Annotated in this window: 15 protein-coding genes; 7 read left to right on the plus strand and 8 right to left on the minus strand. The window is 72.1% G+C overall.

Features of this window, described 5'->3' with window-relative positions:
- Positions 1 to 24: 24 nt before the first annotated feature.
- Positions 25 to 612, minus strand: a complete 588-nt coding sequence (gene rsmD, locus ACWDAG_RS30355) for a 16S rRNA (guanine(966)-N(2))-methyltransferase RsmD (protein ID WP_450698735.1) — start codon at positions 610 to 612, stop codon at positions 25 to 27.
- Positions 613 to 726: 114 nt separating this feature from the next.
- A complete protein-coding gene (gene recG, locus ACWDAG_RS30360; RefSeq protein WP_450698736.1) occupies positions 727 to 2,946 on the minus strand; it encodes an ATP-dependent DNA helicase RecG in 2,220 nt (739 codons plus the stop codon).
- A 168-nt stretch (positions 2,947 to 3,114) separates the two neighbouring features.
- Here recG and ACWDAG_RS30365 point away from each other — a divergent pair, with 168 nt between their 5' ends.
- Complete coding sequence (locus ACWDAG_RS30365) at positions 3,115 to 4,962, plus strand: HSP90 family protein (protein WP_450698737.1); 1,848 nt, start codon at positions 3,115 to 3,117, stop codon at positions 4,960 to 4,962.
- Positions 4,962 to 7,892: a tetratricopeptide repeat protein gene (locus ACWDAG_RS30370; protein ID WP_450698738.1), complete on the plus strand. Its 2,931-nt coding sequence runs from the start codon at positions 4,962 to 4,964 to the stop codon at positions 7,890 to 7,892. The genes ACWDAG_RS30365 and ACWDAG_RS30370 overlap by 1 nt, the downstream gene beginning before the upstream one ends.
- A 752-nt stretch (positions 7,893 to 8,644) precedes the next feature.
- Here the strand turns inward: ACWDAG_RS30370 and ACWDAG_RS30375 are convergent.
- Positions 8,645 to 10,333: a DAK2 domain-containing protein gene (locus tag ACWDAG_RS30375; protein ID WP_450698739.1), complete on the minus strand. Its 1,689-nt coding sequence runs from the start codon at positions 10,331 to 10,333 to the stop codon at positions 8,645 to 8,647.
- A 254-nt stretch (positions 10,334 to 10,587) separates the two neighbouring features.
- Between ACWDAG_RS30375 and rpmB the strand changes: the two genes are divergently transcribed.
- The 3 genes from rpmB to ACWDAG_RS30390 all read left to right on the plus strand — a co-directional run bounded on the left by rpmB (position 10,588) and on the right by ACWDAG_RS30390 (position 15,230).
- Positions 10,588 to 10,773 carry a 50S ribosomal protein L28 gene (rpmB, locus tag ACWDAG_RS30380; protein WP_003993230.1) on the plus strand — a complete coding sequence of 62 codons (186 nt, stop codon included), beginning with the start codon at positions 10,588 to 10,590 and terminating at the stop codon, positions 10,771 to 10,773.
- A gap of 166 nt (positions 10,774 to 10,939) precedes the next feature.
- Entirely contained in the window at positions 10,940 to 13,939 is a 3,000-nt protein-coding gene (locus ACWDAG_RS30385) for a BTAD domain-containing putative transcriptional regulator (protein WP_450698740.1), read from the plus strand.
- A 34-nt stretch (positions 13,940 to 13,973) separates the two neighbouring features.
- Positions 13,974 to 15,230 carry an FAD-dependent monooxygenase gene (locus ACWDAG_RS30390; protein ID WP_450698741.1) on the plus strand — a complete coding sequence of 419 codons (1,257 nt, stop codon included), beginning with the start codon at positions 13,974 to 13,976 and terminating at the stop codon, positions 15,228 to 15,230.
- On the opposite strand, the gene thiD is transcribed toward ACWDAG_RS30390, so the two are convergent.
- Both thiD and ACWDAG_RS30400 read right to left on the minus strand, forming a co-directional pair.
- On the minus strand, positions 15,193 to 16,011 hold the full coding sequence (gene thiD / locus ACWDAG_RS30395; protein ID WP_450698742.1) for a bifunctional hydroxymethylpyrimidine kinase/phosphomethylpyrimidine kinase: 819 nt from the start codon (positions 16,009 to 16,011) through the stop codon (positions 15,193 to 15,195). The genes ACWDAG_RS30390 and thiD overlap by 38 nt on opposite strands.
- On the minus strand, positions 16,008 to 16,973 hold the full coding sequence (locus ACWDAG_RS30400; protein WP_030943058.1) for a thiamine-phosphate kinase: 966 nt from the start codon (positions 16,971 to 16,973) through the stop codon (positions 16,008 to 16,010). Before ACWDAG_RS30400 ends, thiD begins: the two co-directional genes overlap by 4 nt.
- Before the next feature lie 206 nt (positions 16,974 to 17,179).
- On the opposite strand from ACWDAG_RS30400, the gene ACWDAG_RS30405 reads away from it, so the two are divergent.
- Both ACWDAG_RS30405 and ACWDAG_RS30410 read left to right on the plus strand, forming a co-directional pair.
- Positions 17,180 to 17,413 carry an Lrp/AsnC family transcriptional regulator gene (locus tag ACWDAG_RS30405; protein ID WP_003997603.1) on the plus strand — a complete coding sequence of 78 codons (234 nt, stop codon included), beginning with the start codon at positions 17,180 to 17,182 and terminating at the stop codon, positions 17,411 to 17,413.
- A 20-nt stretch (positions 17,414 to 17,433) separates the two neighbouring features.
- A complete protein-coding gene (locus tag ACWDAG_RS30410) occupies positions 17,434 to 17,922 on the plus strand; it encodes a DUF3515 domain-containing protein (RefSeq protein WP_450698743.1) in 489 nt (162 codons plus the stop codon).
- Positions 17,923 to 18,030: 108 nt separating this feature from the next.
- On the opposite strand, the gene ACWDAG_RS30415 is transcribed toward ACWDAG_RS30410, so the two are convergent.
- The 3 genes from ACWDAG_RS30415 to ACWDAG_RS30425 are packed head-to-tail and all read right to left on the minus strand — an operon-like array spanning position 18,031 to position 21,025.
- Positions 18,031 to 19,188: a D-alanine--D-alanine ligase family protein gene (locus ACWDAG_RS30415; protein WP_450698744.1), complete on the minus strand. Its 1,158-nt coding sequence runs from the start codon at positions 19,186 to 19,188 to the stop codon at positions 18,031 to 18,033.
- Between the two features lie 59 nt (positions 19,189 to 19,247).
- Positions 19,248 to 20,258 (minus strand): NAD(P)H-dependent glycerol-3-phosphate dehydrogenase, encoded by a 1,011-nt coding sequence (locus tag ACWDAG_RS30420; protein ID WP_450698745.1) that lies wholly within the window; start codon positions 20,256 to 20,258, stop codon positions 19,248 to 19,250.
- On the minus strand, positions 20,255 to 21,025 hold the full coding sequence (locus ACWDAG_RS30425) for a lysophospholipid acyltransferase family protein (protein WP_450698746.1): 771 nt from the start codon (positions 21,023 to 21,025) through the stop codon (positions 20,255 to 20,257). The genes ACWDAG_RS30420 and ACWDAG_RS30425 overlap by 4 nt, the downstream gene beginning before the upstream one ends.
- Position 21,026: the final 1 nt, after the last annotated feature.

Consider the following 21,026-nt stretch of genomic DNA (forward strand, 5'->3'; position numbering starts at 1 on the left):
GTGATCCCTCGCTCTCCGGTCCGGTCATCGTGCGTCTTCGCACGTAGAGGCGGCGCGACCGTACCAAAACGTTCCCTCGCCGTAGCGACGGGCCTTGACCGCGTCGAAACCCTCGGGCCACCTGAATTCGCCGCCTCTGGTGCTGCGCTCCACGGTGACGATCGCCTCCGGCGCGAGCCAGCCTCCCGAGCGGAGTGTGAGGAGAATCTCGCGAAGATCGTGATCTGTGACTCGGTACGGGGGGTCGAGGAAGACGAGGTCGTACGGGTCTGCCGGCGCCGGCGTCTGGATGATCTGTTCGGCTTTGCCCGCCCTCACCTCGGCGCCGGGGAGGCCGAGAGATTTCACGTTCTCTCGGATGACGCGGGCGGCGCGGGCGTCTGCCTCGACGAGGAGGGTGTGGCTTGCGCCCCGGGAGAGGGCTTCCAGGCCTACGGCGCCTGAGCCTGCGTAGAGGTCCAGGACTCGTTCACCTTGCAGGGGGCTGCCCAGGAGGGATTGCCAGGTGGAGAAGAGACCTTCGCGTGCGCGGTCGGAGGTGGGGCGGGTGCCGGTGCCTGGCGGCACGGCCAGGCGGCGTCCACCGGCTGCGCCGGCGATCACGCGGGTCATCTTTGGTCCTTGGTTGTGGTCGACTTCAGGTACCAGTGTGGCTGGTCGCGCCCGCGCGGCGGTAGCCGCATATGGACCACGGCCCCGCGCCCCTGAAGAAAGGGCGGCTGCCCACTAGCCCTTTTCCAAGTACTGCTCCCTCTCCTCGTCCAAAAGGGCGTCCAGGGCCGTCCGGAGGCCGGGGAGTCCCGTCAGCTCCGGGTCGGCCGCCACCACCGCTGCCGCTTCCTCCCTCGCCTCCGCGATGACCTCCTCGTCCTCGATGACCGCCAGGACGCGGAGGCTGGTGCGGGCACCCGACTGGGCCTGGCCCAGGACGTCGCCCTCGCGGCGCTGTTCCAGGTCGATGCGGGAGAGTTCGAAGCCGTCCAGCGTGGAGGCGACCGCGGTCAGGCGCTGGCGGGCCGCACTCGCCTCGGGCATCTCGGTGACCAGGAGGCAGAGGCCGGGGGCCGAGCCGCGGCCGACGCGGCCGCGCAACTGGTGGAGCTGGGAGACGCCGAAGCGGTCGGCGTCCATGATCACCATGGCGGTGGCGTTCGGGACGTTGACGCCGACCTCGATGACCGTGGTGGCCACCAGGACGTCGGTGTCGCCGGCCGCGAAGCGGCGCATGACCGCGTCCTTGTCGTCGGGGTGCATCCTGCCGTGCAGGACCTCGACGCCCAGGCCCTGGAGCGGGCCCTTGGCGAGTTGGTCGGCCACTTCGAGGACGGCGAGCGGGGGGCGCTTCTCGGCCTCGTCCTCCGGGGACTTCTTCTTGCCGGACTTCTTCGGGTCGTCCTCCTCGTCCCCGATGCGCGGGCAGACGACGTACGCCTGATGGCCGCCCTCGACCTCCTCGCGGACCCGCTCCCAGGCACGGGACAGGAAGTGGGGTTTGTCGGCGGCCGGGACGACGTGCGAGGCGATGGGCGAGCGGCCTGCGGGGAGCTGGTCGAGGACCGAGGTCTCCAGGTCGCCGAAGACGGTCATGGCGACCGTGCGCGGGATGGGGGTGGCCGTCATGACGAGGAGGTGCGGGGGCTGCTTGCCCTTGCCGCGCAGGGCGTCGCGCTGTTCGACGCCGAAGCGGTGCTGTTCGTCGACGACGACCAGGCCCAGGTCGTGGAACTGGACCTTGTCCTCGATCAGCGCGTGCGTGCCGATCACGATGCCGGCCTCGCCGGTGACCAGGTCTAGCAGGGCCTGACGGCGGGCGGCGGCGCCCATGGAACCCGTCAGGAGCACCACCTTGGTGGAGTGCTCGGTCCCGCCCAGCATCCCGCCCTCGGCCAGCTCGCCCATCATCTCGACGACGGAGCGGTGGTGCTGCTGGGCGAGCACCTCGGTGGGCGCGAGCATGGCCGCCTGGCCTCCGGCGTCGACGGTGGCGAGCATGGCGCGGAGGGCCACCATGGTTTTTCCGCTGCCCACTTCCCCCTGCAGCAGCCGGTGCATCGGATGCTCGGTCGCCAGGTCGTCGAAGATCTCCTTGGAGACCTTCTGCTGGCCCTCGGTGAGGGTGAAGGGGAGGCGTTCGTCGAACGCGGTGAGCAGGCCGTCGGGCTTGGGTTTGCGGGCGACCGCCGGGAGTTGGGCGTCGGCGTGCCTGCGGCGGGCGAGGGCCACCTGGAGGACGAAGGCCTCGTCCCACTTGAGGCGGGCCCGGGCGTCCTCGATGTCTGCCTTGGTGTGCGGGCGGTGGATCTTGAGCAGGGCCTCGGGGAGGGAGACCAGGCCGCGGCCCTCGCGGAGTCCCTCCGGCAGCGGGTCCAGGGCTTCCTGGGCGGTGGGCAGGACCGTCTGGAGCGCCTTGCCGATCTTCCAGGACTCCAGTTTGGCCGTGGCCGGGTAGATGGGGATGAGGGCGCCGGCCCAGGTCTCGACCGTCTCGTCGCTGTCGCCCCGAAGCAACTCGTAGGCCGGGTGGGCCAGTTGGAGGCGGCGGTTGAAGACGGAGACCTTGCCCGCGAACATCGCGCGGGTGCCCGGCAGGAGCTCCTTGTGGGGCTTGTGAACGCCATGGCCGAAGAAGACCAGTTGGAGGCGGCCACTGCCGTCGGTGATGGTGACCTCGAGGCGCTGGCCCTTGCCGCGCGGGGCCTTGGCCGAGGCGAAGGTGTGCAGACGCGCGTCGGCGACCATCGCGACCACCGTGACGTGCTCCTCCAGCGGGAGGTCGGCGAGGTGGGTGAGCTGGCCGCGCTCCTCGTATCTGCGCGGGTAGTGGTGCAGGAGGTCGCCGACGGTGTGCAGGCCGAGGTGCTCGGCCATCACCTTCGCGGTGGCGGGGCCGAGCACTGACTTCAGTGGTTGCTTCAGTGGTTCTTCCAGTGCGGGCACGAGATCCATTGCACACCACGCCACTGACAATCCCGTATACGTCCCGCGAAACCCCTGGTCAGACGGCTCGTTCCGGCCTTAGGATGGCGCGCTCCGGCCATCCCCCGCGGTCACCGCCCCACCAGGGACCGCCCGACCCCGCGCCGTCGCGAACTTCCCCCCACCGGCGCTGCGACGATGGACTCCCAGACCTCGAAGTCATCCCAGCCGTCCCAGTCACCTCAGCCACCTCATACGTTCCAGGTCGACCTGCGCGGGCTGGTGGACCTGCTCTCCCATCACCTCTACTCCAGCCCCAAGGTCTATCTGCGGGAACTGCTGCAGAACGCCGTGGACGCCATCACCGCCCGGCGCGCGGAGCAGCCCGACGCGCCGGCCCAGGTAAGGCTGTGTGCGCAGGCCGGTGCCTTGCGCGTGGAGGACACGGGGGTGGGACTCACCGAGGCGGACGTGCACACCCTGCTGGCCACCATCGGGCGCAGTTCCAAGCGGACCGACGGCATCGCCGACGGGCTCCAGGAGGTCCGCTCCGACTTCCTCGGGCAGTTCGGCATCGGCCTGCTGGCCTGCTTCGTGGTCGCCGAGCGGATCCGGGTCGTCAGCCGCAGCGCCCGTACGCCGGACGCGGCGGTCGTGGAGTGGACGGCGAGCGACGACGGTTCGTACACCGTGCGGACGCTGCCGCAGGAGGCGCGGCCCGAACCGGGCACCACCGTGCACCTGGTGGCGCGGGCCGGGGCCGGCGAGTGGCTCGCGCCCGAGCGGGTGCTCACGCTGGCCCGGGACTTCGGGTCGCTGCTGCCGTACGACGTCCGGGTCGGCGACGAGGCGGTCACCGACCTTCCGGCGCCCTGGGACCGGTCGTACCCCTCCCCCGCGGGCCGGCGGGTGGCCCTGGCGCGGCACTGTCACGAGTTGTTCGGTTTCACCCCTCTCGACTCGATCGAGCTGGACGTGCCGCTCGCGGGGATCCGGGGCGTGGCGTACGTCCTGCCCTCGGCGGTCAGCCCGGCCCAGCGGGCGAGGCATCGCGTGCACCTCAAGGGCATGCTGCTGACCGAGCGGGCCGAACAGCTGCTGCCGGACTGGGCGTTCTTCGTGCGGTGCGTGCTGGACACCGACAGTCTGCGGCCCACGGCCTCGCGCGAGTCGCTGTACGAGGACGAGACGCTGGCCGCCGTACGGGAGGCGTTGGGCGAAAGGATCCGGTCCTGGCTGACCGGGCTTGCGGCCGGTGATCCGGAACGGCTGGCGGCCTTCCTGTCCGTGCACCACCTGGGCGTGAAGTCCCTGGCGCGGCACGACAAGGGGATGCTGCGGACGATGCTGCCGTGGCTGCCCTTCGAGACCACCGACGGACAGCTGTCGCTGGAGGAGTTCGCGCAGCGGCATCCGGTGGTGCACTTCACCCGGACCGTGGAGGAGTACCGCCAGGTCGCGCCGATCGCGTCCGCGCAGGGCGTCGGGGTGATCAACGGCGGTTACACGTACGACAGCGAGCTGGTCGAGGCGTTGCCGTCGGTGCGGCCCGGGACGGTGGTCGCGGAGCTGGACGCCGAAACGGTGACCGCGCATCTGGACGCGGTCGACCCTGCCGAGGAGCTGGCCCTGTCCGGCTTCCTGGCGGCCGCGCGGGCGAAACTCGACCCCCTGGGGTGCGATGTGGTCCTGCGGGCCTTCCACCCGCTCTCCGTTCCCGCACTGCATCTGGACGACCGGGCGGCCCGCCATGAGCAGGCCCGCGCCGAGGCCGAGGAGCAGGCCGACGACCTCTGGTCGGGCATCCTGGGGTCGCTCCGCGGCAGCGCCCCACGCGCGCGTCTCGTGCTCAACCACCTCAACCCGCTGGTCCGGCGGATCAGTTCGCTCGGCGAGCCGGAACTGATCGGCACCGCCACCGAGTCCCTGTACGGGCAGGCACTGCTCATGGCGCAGCGCCCGCTGCGGCCGGCGGACACGGCGCTGCTGAACCGGGCGTTCATCGGCCTGCTGGAATGGGCGACCCACGGGGAGGACGGCAACTGATGAGCGGGATCACGGACTTCGACTCCCTGCGCCGGGCGATGGCGGAGAACTCCGAACGACCGGAGGGCCCGGCACGCAACGCGCGCGCGGAGCAGTTGCTCACCGAGGCCGAGAAGCTGGGCATCCCGCTCGCCGTGATCGAGGCGCTCGGACACCAGCTGAAGGTCTACAACTACAGCTCCGAGAAGGACAAGATGTTCGTCCCCTTCGCGCGTCTGCTGCGCATGTGGGACGAGCGGCCCGGGGACTTCGACGAGTACGAGGTGCACTCGCTGCACTGGGTCTTCAAGTGGATGTCGTCCGGCATGCTCGACCAGCCGCACGTGCCGCTCGCCTCCATCGAGAAGTGGCTCGCCGAGATGGAGCATCGCTACCGGCTCGCCGGGCACTCCGAACGGGCCGTGCGCAGCGCCGAGTTCAGTGTGGCCGCGCACCTCGGGGACATCCCGCGCGCGGAGCGGGCGTACGCCGCGTGGCTGGCCGCCGACCGGGACAGCATGGCCGACTGTCATGCGTGCGAGCTGCACGGACAGGGCTGGTGGCAGGCGGAGCAGGGGCGGGACGCTCAGGCTCTGCTGCTGTGGCGGCCGGTCCTGGAGGGCGAGTTCACGTGCGCGCACGAGCCGCACACGGTGCTCGCGTCGTCCCTGGTGCCCCTGCTGCGGCTCGGCCGCACGGACGAGGCGCGCGCCCACCATCTGCGGGGCTTCCGGCTGGTGCGGGGCATGGAGAGCATGCGGGGCGCATACGCGGACCATGTGGAGTTCTGCGCGCTGACCGGCAATGAGGCGCGCGGCCTGGAACTGCTCGCGGAGCGGCCGGCGTACTTCACGGCCACCGGGCATCCGCGCAGCAGGCTGGACTTCCTGAGCGTGGTGACCCTGCTCATGGAGCGGCTGGGCAAGGCGGGGCTGGGCGACCGTGAGGTGCCGGGGCCGGCCGGCCGGACCTGGACGGCGCGCGAGCTCGCCACGCACGCGCGTGCGGAGGCGCTCGCCCTGGCCGCGCGTTTCGACGAGCGCAACGGGAACGCGTACGTCAGTGAGCGGGCACGCGCGCGTATGGCGCAGCGACCGCTGGTCGAGCGGCTGCCGCTCGGGGTGCGGGCGACGCGTCGCCCGGTCTCCGCGCCTTCGGTGGCGGCGCCGGCCGCCGCGACTGCGGACGTGCCGGACCTGGCCGCCCTGCTGGCCGAGGCACGCCGGCTCTCGCACACCCTGCAGCCGAACGCCATGGACGCCTGGGCGGCCGTCTCGCGCGCCGCGGAGGGCGTCGAGCTGGACGCCCGCGACCGCGCGGAGATCGCCGACCACGAGGCGATGGACCGGGGTCCGGAGGGCGCCGCACTCTTCGAACGTGCCGCCGAGCTGTACGAGGAGGCGGGCGACCCCGGTGAGGCGCTGGCGGCACGCACGCGTGCGGCATACGTACGCGCACTGTCCGGGCAGGTGGACGAAGCGCTGGCGGCGGTCGCCGAGCCGTACGACCAGGTCCTGGCGCTGTACGCCGACGACGCGACCGGAGTACGGCAGACGGCGTCCGTGCTGATGGGACGGGCGCGGATCCTGATGCGGCGGGTGCAGGAAGCGGGCGAGCCGGCTGAGGAAACGGTTCTCGCCGACGCCGAGAGCGCCGTACGTGAACTGCTCGCGCTGGTCGGCGGGTACGCCGGGGACGATGTGCGGATCGCCTCGCGGGAGGCCGAGGCTCAGGCCATGCTCGCGGATCTGGCGGTGCGCGGCGGCGACCTGGAGGCGGCCGTGGAGCTGTTCGGGCGGGCCACGGCCGGGTTCGTCGGGGCCGGGCTGCCGTGGTTCGCGGTGGAGTACGAGGCACGGCTGGCCGGGCTGTCGCACCACCTGGGCGACATCTCGGGGGCGGAACGGGCGCTGCGGGCGGCCCTGGAACACGGCGGGGCGCATCTGGAGGCGGTCGGGCGGGCCCAGCTGCACCTGCAGCTCGCCGAGGTGCTGGGCGGCCGGGGGCTGTCCGTGGAGGCCGCGGAGCACGCCCTGGAGGCGGCGCACTGGGCCGACGAGGCGGGCGAGGGCCCGACGCTCGGCGCCTGGGCGCGGCAGCAGCTCGGCGGGTTCCTGCTGCGGCAGGAGCGGTGGGCCGAGGCCGCGGAGGTGCTGGAGTCGGCGCTGCCCGACCTGCGCGCCGAGACGCACGGCGACGGCGCCGTCGTCCAGACGCAGTGGTGGCTCGGCGACTGTCTGAGCGAACTCGGCGAGCACCGCGAGGCGGCCGAACGGCGCCTGCAGGCAGCCGAGATCGCCAAGGAGTGGCCCGAACAGCACGACCACGCGACGCTCGCCCACCTCGCCGCCGAGTCCCTCGGAGCGGCGGGGCTGCCCGCCGAGGCGGATCAGGCGTACGCGCGCGCGGGCGATCTGTGGCGCTCGCTCGGCAACGTCCACGGCCTCGTACGCTCCCTGCGCGCCCGCGCCTGGCTCGCGCTGCGCGCGGAGGACGGGACGGGCACGGCACGGGAGCTGATGGCGGGCGCGGTCCGGGAGTGCGAGGCGGCGCTGGGCGCCGCCGGGACCGACGAGGAGGTGCGGCAGCGGCTCGTCGCCGAACTCGGTCACACCCACCGCCAGTTCGGCGACCTGCTGGCCCGCTCCGCCACCGAGGACGCCGACGACGACTCGATCCGGGCGGCGCTCGAAGACGCCCTGTCCCAGGTCACCGAGGCGATCGCGGTGTTCGCCTCCCTCGGCGACGACGCCCTGCACAGCCGCACCGGCGCCGAACTGGCCGCAGGCTGGCTGGAGGCCGACCTCGCCCGCCCCTCCCGAGCAGCGGCACGCGCCCGCGCGGTCCTCGCGGCGTACGACGGCGCCGACGCCGAGGACGAAACGGCACAGGACCGACAGGCGGAGGCGGAACAGATGCTGCAGGTGGTGGAGGAACAGGAGGCGGGCTGAGGCCATGAGCCGCGCCCGACCAAGCCGGGCGCTCGGGGGCCGATTGCGACCAGGGACCCCGGTCGGCAAAGTCCAGGGGCCTGGCGACCGGCCCAAGGCCAGAAGCGGACAGGCCGCAGCGCCAGCAGCTCCGAACCGGCACCGGTCGGCAGCCACGGCCAGAAGCTCTGGACCACAGAGACCAGAAGCCGCCGGGTTCCTGGCGTCTGGGCTCTTCCGCCTCTGGCCTCAGCTGTCGGGGGTCCGGGGCTGTCGGCCGCTCTCGGGGGCGGGGCTGCTGCCTTTGGGGTCGGTCGGCTCCCTGCCTGCGTCGGCCGTGAGGGCCGTGGTCAGTTTTGGCGGCTGTGGGCTGCGCTCGCGCCTCAGCGGGTTTCAGGGCTTCTCGCCTCTGCGGTTCGAGGTGCCTGGCCTCTTCGGCCCGGGGCTGGCTGCTGGCGACCAGCCACAGACGCCAGGAACCCCACAGCCGACCAAAGCCCTCGCGACCTGCCCAAACCAGGGAGCAGACAAGCCCCAAAGGCAGCACCCCCGCCCCCGGTAAGAACCCCGACGGCCGAAGCCACAAGCCCCGCCGCCGGCCCGAGGCCAGGAATCCCTCCGCCGCCCCGGTGAGGAGCGAACGGGCCGGGAGGCGGGAATCCCGTGGCCGAGCGAGGTGCTCGCGGGCGGCGCGGGCCAGGGAGGGGACCCGATCCAACGGGCCTCCGTCTGCGGTCAGCCGCGCGCGGATCGGCTGTGGGACCGCAGTGGTGTTATTCGACGCCGATCAGGAGTAGCGCTCCCTGGCGGCCGCCCCGGTACACCACCGTGTCGACGGCCAGGTACGACTCGCGGACGCGTGCCTCCAGGCGGTCGGCGACCGACTGCGGGGCCTCGTCGCCGAGGACGAGGGTGACCAGTTCGCCGCCGGCCTGGAGCATGCGGTCGAGGACGGTCTCGGCGGTGACGGTGACGTCGGAGCCGATCACGGCCACGTCGCCGTCGATGAGGCCGAGGATGTCCCCGGCCTGGCAGATGCCGGCCATGGTCCAGGACTGGCGCTCGGCGACGGCGACCTCGGCGTAGCGGGTCGCGCCGGCCGCCGAGGTCATCGACACGACGTCCTCGTCGAAGCGGCGCTCCGGCTCGTGCACGGCGAGCGCGGCGATCCCCTGGACCGCGGAGCGGGTCGGGATCAGGGCCACCCGGACACCCTCGGTGCGGGCCTGCTCGGCCGCCGCGGCGGCGGTGTGCCGCAGGTCCGCGTCGTTGGGCAGCAGCACCACCTCGCGCGCGTGGGCGCGGCGTACGGCGTCGACGAGCTCACCGCTCGCGGGGGGCTCCCCGGGGCGCGCCAGCACGGTGGTCGCGCCGGCCTCGGTGTACAGCCCGGCCAGCCCTTCGCCCGGCACGACGGCCACGACGGCCCGCTGGACCTGCTCCCTGGGCGACCGCTGCCCTCCTGTGGTGTGCACGTCACCAAGGCCGAAGTGGGTGATCCGGATCCGGTACGGCCGCCCCGCCTCGACGCCCGCCTCCACGGCGGCGCCCGCATCGTCCACGTGCACATGCACGTTCCACAGCCCGTCGCCGCCGACCACGACCAGCGAGTCCCCGAGGGCGTCGAGACGTGCCCGCAGCCGGTCCACGGCCGTGTCCTCGGCCTCCAGCAGGTAGATCACCTCGAATGCGGGGCCGCCCTCCTGAGGAGAGACGCAGTCCTCGACGAGGGTGCTCTCGACCGCTGCCGGAGCGTTCTGCACGCGCGCGTGCCCGCCGGAAGCCACGACGGCCGCCGGTGCCTCCCCCGTGAACGTCTCCACCAGCGCCGCGAGCACCGCCACCAGCCCCCGCCCGCCGGCGTCGACGACCCCGGCCCGCCCCAGCACGGCCAGCTGCCCCGGGGTCGCGGCCAGCGCAGCACGCGCTCCCTCATAGGCCGCGCGTGCCACCGCCCCGCAGTCGCCCTCGGCTCCCATGGCCGCGTCGGCGGCGCCCGCGGCGACCGACAGGACCGTGCCCTCGACGGGGTGCGCGACGGCCTGGCGGGCGGAGTCGGCCGCGTGCCGCAGGGCGAGACGGAGGCCCGAGCCGTCGGTGTGAGGGGTCTCACCCTCGGCGGCCAGCACCTGCGCCATGCCCCGCAGCAGCTGGGCGAGGATCGTCCCGGAGTTCCCCTGGGCGCCTATCAGCGCCCCGTGGGCCATCGCGCGCGTGGCGTCGGCCAGCGACGGCTTCCCTGCGGCGCCGGCGTCCACCTCATGGGCGGCGAACACGGCCTCCACCGCCCCGACGGCGGACTCCACGGTCAGATAGAGGTTGGTGCCGGTGTCCCCGTCGGCCACGGGGTACACGTTGATCGCGTCGATCTCCTCGCGCGCGCGGCCGAGCGCCTCCAGCGCGAGGCCGCACCAGGTGCGCACCGCGAGAGCATCGAAGAATGTCTGCGGCACCTGCGCCACCTGCGCCTCCTCAGGATCCGGTCTGGACGCAGCGTAGACCCAGAGCGGGTGACGACCGGAAGAGGGCTGGGAGCGGGGCCCTGATCAGCCATGGTAGTTTCGTTGTGCTGGCGCAGTCGTTGTATGCTGCTCCGGTTGCCCGATCCACATCGGGCTCTCCCCTGGCACCGCCACTCAGATCTCTGATCCTGCGATCTCGATCCCGGCATGCCGGGACTCAACCGTAAGTGCATCTGAAGTCTTTGGAGTGACCCGTGGCTGCCAACTGCGACGTCTGCGGCAAGGGGCCGGGCTTCGGCAACAACATCTCGCACTCGCACCGCCGTACGTCCCGTCGCTGGAACCCGAACATCCAGCGCGTCCGTACCGTGGTCGGCGGGACGCCGAAGCGCGTGAACGCTTGCACCTCGTGCATCAAGGCCGGCAAGGTCTCGCGCTGACGCACAGCTAAGCGCGCGGCCACTGCTGGTTCGCTGCACTGAGCCGGTCCACCTCGGTGGACCGGCTTTTTGCTGTGCCCAAAGGTCGCGTTCCAAAGGTCGCGTTCCAAAGGTCGCGTCCAAAAGGCCGTGCCCGGCCACCAGGTGTGCTGCGAGAATCTTGGGAATGCGCTTCGGCATCCTGGGCCCCCTGGACGTACGCACCGACGACGGCACCCCGTTGGACCCCGGCGGACCCCGCCCCCGCGCACTGCTCACCCTGCTGCTCCTCGACGCCGGTCACCCGGTCTCCACTCAGCGGCTCACCGACGGCCTGTACGGCGCCGAGCCGCCCGCCGGGGCCTCGGGCGCCCTCCAGTCGCAGATCTCCCGTCTGCGCAGGCGCCTGGCCCCGCACACGGACATCGAGGCGGGGCCCGCCGGTTATCGCCTCGCCGTCCCGGCCGACTCCGTCGACGTCCACCGTTTCGAGCGGCTGTCCCAGCAGGGGCGGGCCGCTCTCGCCGCCGGTGACCACGCGCGCGCGGCGCCGCTGCTTCGGGAGGCGCTCGCCCTGTGGCGCGGGCCCGCGCTGCCCGACCTCCCGGACGCGTACGCCGAGGCCGCCCGGCTGGAGGAGCTCAGGCTGGCCGCCGTACAGGACCGGATCGAGGCGGACCTGGCGCTCGGCGGCAGCCCCGAACTCGTACCGGAGCTGCGGGCGCTGCTGTCGGCCCACCCGCTGAGCGAGCGGCTGTACGGGCAGCTGATGCGGGCCCTGCACGCGGGCGGGCGGCCCGCCGAGGCGCTGACCGTGTACGAGGACGCCCGGCGCACGCTCGCCGACGAGCTGGGCGCCGATCCCTCGCCCGAGCTGTCCGCGCTGCACCTGGAGCTGCTCCAGGGCGGCGGACCCGAGCGGCGGACCCTGCCGGTCCAGCTCACCCGTTTCGTCGGCCGTGAGAGCGAACTCACCCGGATCGACGCTCTCCTGGCCGACGTCCGCCTGGTCACGCTCACGGGCCCGGGCGGCGCGGGCAAGACGCGGCTGGCGATCGAGGCGGCGAACCGGCGGGCCGACGTCTGTTTCGTCGAGCTGGCCCCGGTCAGTGACCGCAAGCAGATCCCGTACGCCGTCCTCACCGCGCTCGGAGTGCGTGAAGGCTTCCGTACGGCCGCGGCCGACAGCACGGACCGGCTGCTGGCCGCCCTGGAGGAGCGCGAACTGCTCCTCGTGCTCGACAACTGCGAGCACCTGGTCGAGGAGGCCGCCCGGGTCGCCGCGCTGCTGCTCGCCTCGTGTCCCGGTGTGCGCGTCCTCGCCACCAGCCGGGAGTCCCTGGGGATCACCGGCGAGGTGCTGGTCCCCGTACCGCCGCTGCCACCGGAACCAGCGGTGCGGCTCTTCGTCGACCGGGCCCGTGCCGTACGCCCCGGGTTCGAGGCCCACGCGCGCGTGCCCGGCATCTGCGCCGCCCTCGACGGGCTCCCGCTCGCCATCGAGCTGGCGGCGGCACGGCTGCGCACCCTCACCCCGGACGAGCTCGCCGACCGCCTGGACGACCGGTTCCGGCTCCTCTCCCGCGGCGACCGCTCCAAGGCGCCCCGGCACCGCACCCTGCGCGCCGTCGTGGAGTGGAGCTGGGACCTGCTGGACGAGGAGGAGCGGGAGCTGGCGCGGCGGCTGACAGTGTTCTCCGGGGGCGCGACGCTGGAGACGGTCGAAGCGGTGTGCGGGCTGCCGTACCCGGAGGACGTGCTGGCCTCGCTGGTCGAGAAGTCCTTCCTGGAGGTCTCCGAGGGGCGCTACCGGATGCTGGAGACCATCAGGGCGTTCGCCGCGGAGTCCGTGCGGGAGGCAAAGGACGCGGAGGGCCTTCGGGACGCCCACGCCGGCTACTTCCTGCGGCTGGCCGAGGAGGCCGAGCCGCACCTTCGCGGCGGCGGACAGCTGCCCTGGCTGGACCGGCTGGCCGAAGAGCACGCCAACCTGGACACGGCTCTGGGCCACCTGGTGCGCCGGGACACCGGCCGGGCCCTGCGCCTCATGGGACCCCTCTCCTGGTTCTGGCGGCTGCGCGGAGTGCACGGCGAACGGATCGGGACGGCGCGGGAGTTGCTGGCCGCCGTCGGAGACAGCCCGCCGCCCGGGCTGGCGGAGGAGTACGTCCTGTGCGTGATCAACGCGCTCTCCGGCGCGGGCGACGAACCCGAGCTCATCGCGCGCGTGGACGCCGTCCTGGGCGCGTACCAGGGGCCGCTCAGGCTGCCGTACGTCCTCGTGCTGTGGGCGGTCGCGGCCGGTCCGCGGCCCGCCGCCGACGGCCACGCCCTCGCCCTGGCCGGTGACTCCCCCTGGGCGCACGCCCTGCTCGACGTGGGCCTCGGCTTCCGGGCGCAGTACGCGGGCCGGCCCGAGGAGGCAGAGGAACGCTTCGCCCGGGCGTTGGCGGGGTACCGGGCCACCGGTGACCGCTGGGGCATGGCCAACTGCCTCGACCCGCTCGGCATGCTCGCCCACGCGCGCGGTGAGTCCGAACGCGCCCTGGAACTGCTCGACGAGGGCCTGGCCCACGTGCGGGAACTGGCCGCACCGGAGGAGACAGCCGATCTGCTGCGCACCCGTGCCACCGTGCTGCTGCACCGGGGCGACACGGCGGCCGCAGTGGCCCACTTCGACCAGGCGCTGACGCTCGCGCGGGGCGCCGGGCTGCCCGACAAGGTGGCGGCCGCCCGGCGCGGCCTCGGTGACGCGGCCCGGCTGTCCGGGGACACCGCGCACGCGCGCGTGCACTACGAGAGCGCCCTCCAGGAGTGCGCCGCCAACTGGTTCAGCGTCGGCGAGACCGTCCGCAGCCTCATCGGGCTCGGCCGCACGGCCGCCGCCGAGGGGCACCCCGAGGAGGCCCGCGACTGGTTCCGGCAGGCCGCCGAGCTGGCCGTGGAGGGCTGGGGCGACCTGGAACTCGCCGACGCGGCCGAGGCGCTGGCCTCCACCGCCGACTCGGCCGAGCGGGCCGCGGTACTGCTGGGCGCGGCGACCGGCCTGCGGGGCCTGCGGACCGAGGGCGACCCGGACGTGGTACGCATCGACCAGGACGTCCGGGCGAAGCTGTCCGCCGAGGCGTACGAGCAGGCCTTCCAGCAGGGCATACGGCTGCGGTCAGCGGCGGTCAGCGAACGGTAGGGGGACGGTAAGCGCCCCCGCCGAAGCTCACCGCATGACGAAGAACACGACGAAGACCACGACAGAGAACACGACAGAAAACACGACGAAGCCCCTGGCTCACCTCAGCGTCCTGATCTCCGGCGCCAGCGTCGCCGGACCCGCCCTCGCGCTCAACCTCGCCCGGCTCGGCGCCCGCGTCACCGTCGTCGAGAAGGCGGCCGAGCTGCGCGGCGGCGGCTTCGCGGTCGACTTCCGCGGCCACGTCCACCGCAGGGTGCTGACCTCCATGGGCATCTGGGACGAGATCCACGCCCGCCAGACCCACATGGGCCGCCAGACCGTGGTCGACGCCGACGGCACCCCGCGCGTGGACCTGCCGGCCGACATGATGAGCGGCGACGTGGAGATCTTCCGCGGCGAGCTCGCGCAGATCATGTACGAGCGCACCAAGAACGACGTCGAGTACGTCTTCGGCGACTCGATCGCCTCTGTCACCGAGGACGCCGACGGCGTCGACGTCACCTTCGACCAGGGTGCTCCCCGCCGCTTCGACCTGGTCGTCGGCGCCGACGGCCTGCACTCGAACACCCGCCGGCTCGTGTTCGGCGACGAGTCCCGCTACCTGCGCTTCTTCGACCACTACGTGGCGGGCTTCGACGTCCCCAACCACCTGGGTCTGGACCGGACCGGCCGCGTCTACAGCGAGCCCGGCCGCGCGTTCGTCATCGGCAACTACGACGGCGACCCGGACCGCGCGGGCGCGCTGCTGGTCTTCCGGTCCGAGGAACTGTCGTACGACCGCAGGGACGTCACGGCGGTGAAGGCGATCCTCCGGGAACGTTTCGCCGGGATGGGCTGGGAGACGCCGGCCGTCCTCAAGGCCCTCGAAGAGGCCGAGGACGTGTACTTCGACGCGATCGCCCAGATCCATGTCGACCGCCTCACCAAGGGGCGCGTGGTGCTGCTCGGGGACGCCGGGTACGGGGCGACCATGGGCGGGATGGGGACGGGTGTGGCGATCGTCGGCGCGTACGTCCTCGCCGGTGAACTCGCCCTCGCGGGCGGCGACTTCCGTACCGCGTTCGCCGAGTACGAGACGCGGATCAGGGACTTCGCCAAGGGCTGCCAGAAGATCTCCGGGAACGCGGGCCCGTTCTTCGCCCCGGCGACCGAGCGGCGCATCCGCAGCCGCGACCGCATGTACCGGGTCCTCAGCTCCCGCCCGCTGGCCCGCTTCTTCAAGAGGCTGACCGAGAAGGCGGCCACGAACATCAAACTGAGGGAGTACCCGGCCCTGCCTGAGGCCTGAGGGCCCAGCCGTGGTCCACGGGCCCTATCCCCCCGCCGAGTGCGAACCCGGCCGCGATCGCCCCGGTGACGTACTCCTTGGCGGCCTTGACCGCCTCCGGCACGGACTGCCCCTTCGCGAGCTGCGACGCGATCGCGGACGCGAGGGTGCAGCCCGTGCCGTGCGTGTGTGAGTTGTCGTGGCGGGGGGCGCGCAGCCAGTGCTCCTCGGAGCCGTCGGTGAGCAAGTCCACGGCGTCGCCCGGGAGATGACCGCCCTTGATCAGCACCCAGCGCGGCCCGTACTCCAGGACGGCCGCCGCCGCCCCTCGTAGCTCCGACTCCGACTCGACCCGTACACCGGCGAGTTGGGCCACCTCGTCGAGGTTCGGTGTCGCGACCGTCGCGGCCGGCAGCAGCTTCGCCCGTACGGAGTCCAGCGCGGAGGCCGCCAGCAGCGGGTCTCCGTGCTTGGAGATGCCGACCGGGTCGACGACCACGGGAGCATCCGTTCCGGCGATCAACTCGGCGACCGCCTCAACGAGTTCGGCGGAGGCCAGCATCCCGGTCTTCACCGCCTGTACGCCGATGTCGTCGACCACACTGCGGTACTGGGCCCGCACGGCCTGCACCGGCAGCTCCCAAGCACCCTGCACGCCAAGGGAGTTCTGCGCGGTGACCGCGGTGACGACGCTCATGCCGTGCACGCCGAGCGCGAGCATCGTCTTCAAGTCGGCCTGGATCCCGGCCCCTCCGCCGGAGTCGGAGCCCGCGACCGTCAGCACCCTGGGCGGGGCGCTCATGACTCGATGTCCCCGAAGTGGTCCCAGCCGCCCTTGCTGGTCCACGGCGCCCCGTCCACCGTCACCTGGGGCAGCGCCGAGGGGTTGAGCACCTCGCCGATCACCTTCCAGCGGGCCGGCAGCTTCACGTCCGGCGGGAAGGTCGCCACGATCGCGTGGTCCTCTCCCCCGGTCAGCACCCACTGCATGGGGTCGACACCGACGGCCTGCCCGATGTCGTTCATCTGGGACGGGATGTCGATCGCGCCCGAACGGATGTCGATACGGACCTTGCTGGCCTCGGCGATGTGCCCGAGGTCGGCGATGAGTCCGTCGCTGACGTCGCACATCGCGGTCGCGCCGAGCCCCGCGGCCGCCGGGCCCGCGTGGTACGGCGGCTCCGGGCGCCGGTGCGCCTCCACGAAGGCGCGCGGCGAACGGAAACCCCGGGAGAGCACCGCGTAACCGGCGGCGGACCAGCCGAGCCAGCCGGTCACCGCGACCAGGTCGCCGGGTTGGGCGCCGCCCCTGGTGATCGGCTCCTGGTTGCGCAGATCGCCGAGCGCGGTGATCGACACCACGATCGTGTCGCCCCGTACGACATCCCCACCGACCACGGAGGCACCCGCGACCTGGCACTCGTCGCGGATGCCGTCCATCAGCTCGCTCGGCCAGGTCACGGGGAGTTCGGCGGGCACCACCAGGCCGAGCAGCAGTGCGGTCGGTACGGCACCCATGGCGGCGATGTCCGCGAGGTTCTGCGCAGCGGCCTTACGTCCGACGTCGTAGGCGGTGGACCAGTCGCGGCGGAAGTGCCGTCCCTCCAGGAGGATGTCGGTACTGGCCACGACCCGTCGGTCGGGCGCGGCCACCACAGCGGCGTCGTCGCCGGGGCCGACCCGGACCGCCGGGGTGGTGGTGAGACGGGAGGTGAGCTCCCTGATGAGCCCGAACTCCCCGAGCTCACCAACAGTGCCCTTCATTGCCCTTGCTCCCCTTCTGTCCCTGGCCGTGCCCGGTCGCGCGTCATCAGTGTCCTCGATACGGTCGAGGTGACCGTCAACCTTTGCCGTGCCTGCACCCCGGCGCGCAAGCCCCGGCCCCCGCAGGTCTCCCCGCGGCGAGCGGCGACGCGATACCGTGGCGTTCCTTTTCCCCACATGATCCTCGTGGCCGCCCTGGAGGTTCCGTGGTACAGGCGTACATCCTGATCCAGACGGAGGTCGGCAAGGCGTCGACCGTCGCCGAGACGATCAGCAAGATCCCTGGAGTCATCCAGGCCGAGGACGTGACAGGACCTTATGACGTGATCGTGCGGGCCCAGGCCGACACCGTGGACGACCTCGGCCGCATGGTGGTCGCGAAGGTCCAGCAGGTGGACGGCATCACCCGCACCCTGACCTGCCCGGTCGTCCATCTGTAGCCCCCGTCTACCCTTGGCCGGTGAACTTCTTCCGTCGCCGGCGCCCTGTTCCTGCCGGGCTGCCCGTGTTCGTCCTGCTGATCGCCGCCGCGGGCTGCTCATCAGCAGACGACAGCGCGTCGGCGGCGGTTCCCTCGCCGGGGGCGAAGGTCGCTGCGCTGTGCCGGAGCCTGGACAGGGCACTGCCGTCCAAGGTCGACGGTCTCGGGCGCCGGGATCCCGAGCCCGCGTCCCCGCTGACCGCGGGCTGGGGGGACCCGGCGATCATACTGCGCTGCGGTGTTCCGCGGCCCGCGGAGATGAGTGATCCCGAGGCCGACGGGGTCGAGGTGAACGGCGTCGGGTGGCTGCTGCAGAAGCAGGCCGGGGCCTTCCGCTTTACCACGACGCTGCGGAAGGGGTATGTCGAGGTGACGATCCCTGCGGGGCGGACCGGGGATGGCATGGCGCCGTTGGTTGATCTGGCGCCTGCCATCAAGAAAGCGGTACCGGAGGGTGTTGCCGACTAGTCGCCGTGGCCCAGCAGGTCCTGTGTCGACTGCGGGCGATCTGTGGCTTGTCGCGCCCACGCGGCGGTAGCCGCATATCGATACAGCCCCGCGCCCCTGTCGGGGCGCTCAGCGCAGGCCCGTTGACCTGCGCAGTGCTGCCTGGATGAGCTTGTCGACCAGTTCCGGGTAGCTGATGCCGCTCGCCTGCCACATCTGTGGGTACATCGAGATCGGGGTCATGCCGGGCATGGTGTTGATCTCGTTGATCACGAACTCGCCGTCCTCGGTGAGGAAGAAGTCCGCGCGGACCAGGCCCTCGCAGGAAGCGGCCTCGAAGGCGTCCACGGCGAGGCGCTGGACCTCCGCCGTCTCCTCGGGGGTCAGCGGGGCCGGGACGATGCCCGGGGTCGAGTCGATGTACTTCGCCTCGAAGTCGTAGTACGCGTGCGTGTCCGGCGGCGGGATCTCGGAGGGCACGCTCGCCCTCGGACCGTCCTCGAACTCCAGCACCCCGCACTCGATCTCACGGCCGCGCAGTGCGGCCTCGACAAGGATCTTCGGGTCGTGGCGCTGGGCCTCGGCGATCGCGTCCCCGAGTCCGGCGATGTCGTCGACCTTGGTGATGCCGATCGAGGAGCCCGCGCGCGCGGGCTTCACGAAGAGCGGCCAGCCGTGCTCGCCGGCGAAGTCCACGATCTTCTTGCGGGCGGCCGACTCGTCCTGCTCCCACTCGCGGGGCCGGACCACCACGTACGGGCCGACCTTGAGCCCGAAGGAGGTGAACACCCGCTTCATGTACTCCTTGTCCTGGCCGACGGCCGAGGCGAGCACGCCCGAACCCACGTACGGGACGCCGGAGAGCTCCAGCAGTCCCTGCAGGGTGCCGTCCTCGCCGTACGGGCCGTGCAGGACGGGGAAGACGACGTCGACCTCACCGAGCGCCTTGGGCACCGATCCTGGCTCGCTGACGACGACTTCGCGGTTGCCGGGGTCCAGGGGGAGCACCACACCGCCCTCGCCCGACTCGGCCACGTCCTCCACCTCGGGCGTACGGCGGTCGGTGATCGCCATGCGTTCGGGTTCGTCGGCGGTGAGGGCCCAGCGGCCCTCCCGCGTGATGCCGATCGGCAGAACGTCGTACTTGGTCCGGTCGATGGCCTTGAGGACGGCGCCGGCGGTGACCACGGAGATCCCGTGTTCGGAGCTGCGCCCGCCGAACACGACGGCCACGCGCGGCTTGCGAGGCGGCTGCTCAGGGCTCTGGGGGAGGTTCTCGGTGCTCATATCGCGTTGAGAGTACCCGTTGGTAGAGCCCCGATACAGCGTCGACTCAGCAGGTTCGCTCAGCGTCGTTCGGGCTTTGCGCTGCGCGACATCAGCTCCTTGAGGGCGACCACCGGAGGCTTGCCCTCGTGCACGATGTCCACGACGGTCTCGGTGATGGGCATCTCCACGCCGTGCCGGCGGGCCAGATCCGCCACGGACTCACAGGACTTGACGCCCTCGGCGGTCTGCTTGGTGACCGCGATGGTCTCCTGCAGGGTCATGCCCTTGCCGAGGTTGGTGCCGAAGGTGTGGTTGCGCGACAGCGGCGAGGAGCAGGTCGCCACCAGGTCGCCGAGGCCCGCGAGTCCGGAGAACGTCAGCGGGTCGGCGCCGAGCGCGATACCGAGCCGTGTGGTCTCGGCGAGGCCGCGCGTGATGAGCGAGCCCTTGGCGTTGTCGCCGAGGCCCATGCCGTCCGCGATGCCGACGGCGAGGCCGATCACGTTCTTGACGGCACCGCCCAGCTCGCAGCCGACCACGTCCGTGTTCGTGTACGGCCGGAAGTACGGCGTGTGGCAGGCGGCCTGGAGCCGCTGGGCGACCGTCTCGTCGGTGCAGGCGACCACGGCGGCGGCCGGCATCCGGGCGGCGATCTCACGCGCGAGGTTGGGCCCGGTGACGACGGCGATCCGGTCGGCGCCCACCTTGGCGACGTCCTCGATCACCTCGCTCATCCGCATGGCGGAGCCGAGTTCGACGCCCTTCATGAGGGAGACGAGGGTGGTGTCGGGCGCGAGCAGCGGCGCCCATTCGGCGAGGTTCGCGCGCAGCGTCTGGGAAGGCACCGACAGGACCGTGAAGTCCGCGCCCGCCAGTGCCTCGGCGGCGTCCGTGGTGGCGCGCACATTCCCCGGAAGTTCCACACCGGCCAGGTAGTCGGGGTTGGCCCGGGTGGAGTTGATCGCGTCCACGACCTCGGGCCGGCGGCCCCAGAGGGTGACCTCGCAGCCGGCGTCGGCGAGCACCATCCCGAAGGCCGTACCCCATGAACCAGCGCTGAAGACAGCGGCCTTGACCGTCTTGCTCACTTGGCGCTCTCCTCTTCCTGACCGCTCTGCGTCTGCGTCTGCGTCCTGCGCCGCTGCTCGATCCGCTCACGGCGCGGGTCGTACGGCGTCGCGGGCGCCTTCTCGCCGCGGATCTCCTCCAGCTGGCGGGTGATGGCGGCCATGATGACCTCCGTCGCCTCCTTCAGGAGGTCCGGGGTCATCTCCTTGTCGTAGAAGCGCGAGAGATCGACGGGCGGTCCCGCGAGCACGTGGTGGGTCTTGCGCGGCCGGAGGCTGGGCTTCTTGGCGTACGGCGGGAGCAGCTCGTTGGCACCCCACTGAGCGACGGGAATCACCGGGCACTTGGTGGTGAGGGCGACGCGCGCGGCACCCGTCTTGCCGGTCATGGGCCACTGGTTCGGGTCCCGGGTGATGGTGCCCTCGGGGTAGAACGCGACGCACTCCCCGCGCTCCACGGCCTCGATCGCGGCGCGGAATGCGCTCAGCGCGTCCGTGGTCTCGCGGTAGACGGGGATCTGTCCGGTGCCGCGCATCGCGGCGCCGACGAATCCCTTCTTGAAAAGGCCGCTCTTCGCCAGGAATCGCGGAACCCGTCCGGTGTTGTACTGATAGTGCGCATACGCGAAGGGGTCCACATGGGAATTGTGGTTCACCGCGGTGATAAATCCGCCGTCGGCCGGAATGTGCTCCATTCCGCGCCAGTCCCGCTTGATCAGAACCACCAGCGGCGGTTTGCAGAGCACCGCTGCGAAGCGATACCAGAAGCCGATTCTGCGGCGGGGCACG

It is taken from the genome of Streptomyces sp. NPDC001157, assembly GCF_053598255.1.